The sequence below is a fragment of the Cellulomonas sp. A375-1 genome, from assembly GCF_001040865.1.
In the GTDB taxonomy this organism is placed as follows: domain Bacteria; phylum Actinomycetota; class Actinomycetes; order Actinomycetales; family Cellulomonadaceae; genus Cellulomonas; species Cellulomonas gelida.
The window spans coordinates 1-832 of record NZ_LFKW01000111.1 but is presented as its reverse complement, the minus strand read 5'-3'; the positions used below and the strand labels follow the sequence as shown (position 1 = coordinate 832).

1 protein-coding gene is annotated in these 832 nt (G+C 76.2%); it reads right to left on the bottom strand.

The annotated features are described in order from the left end of the window. Positions 1-146: 146 nt before the first annotated feature. Positions 147-832 (bottom strand): zinc-dependent metalloprotease (locus CWIS_RS11575; RefSeq protein ID WP_048343456.1); only part of this gene is annotated, 686 nt, incomplete at its 5' end.

Here is an 832-nt window from a genome sequence, read left to right as displayed (position 1 = left end):
CGCGAAGGCCGCCGCCGCCGCGAGCGCGAGCGAGTCCGGCCCGCCGGAGCACGCGACCAGCACGAGCGCGTCGTCGGGCAGGTCCGCGACCGCGGCGGTGACCGCGCGCCGCACGTCGGCGACGCGGGGGTCCGGCCCGGCCACGGTCAGCCGTGCACCCGGCGCACCCACGCGCTCGGGTCGGCGATCTCGGCCGGGCTCGGCAGCTGCTCGACCGACGTCCACACCGCGTTGAGCCCGTTGACGCCGACCCTCGAGCGCACCGCGCGCACGAACACCGCGCCTTCGCGGTACTGCGCGAGCTTGGCGTCCATGCCGAGGAGCCGCCGCACGATGCCCGCGGGCCCCCGAGCGCGCGCACCGTGGTCGCGCCGTTCCTCGAACTTGCGTCGGATCTCCTTGACCGACGGCACGACGCCCCGGCCGACGGCGTCCATCGCGACGTCGGCGTGCCCCTCGAGCAGCGACATGACCGCGCCGACCTCGTCGACCACGAGCCGCTGCTCGGGCGTCAGGACGTCGAGGAGGCTGCCCTCGTCGTCGGTCAGGACCTTGCCGACCGCCGACACCATGCGGCCGAACGTCTCCTCGCCCTGCCCGGCGAGGTCGCCGAGCAGCTCAGCGAAGCGAGTGCGCAGGTGCCCGGCGAGCCACGGCGCGGCCGCGAACTGCAGCGCGTGCGTCTGCTCGTGCAGCGACACCCACAGTCGGAAGTCGTCGGGGTCGACGCCCAGGCGGCGCTCGAGGTGCAGGACGTTGGGCGCGACGAGGAGCAGGCGCCCCTCCCCGGGCGCGTCCGGCGCGGCTCCCGCGGGCGGCGTGAACGGGTCGA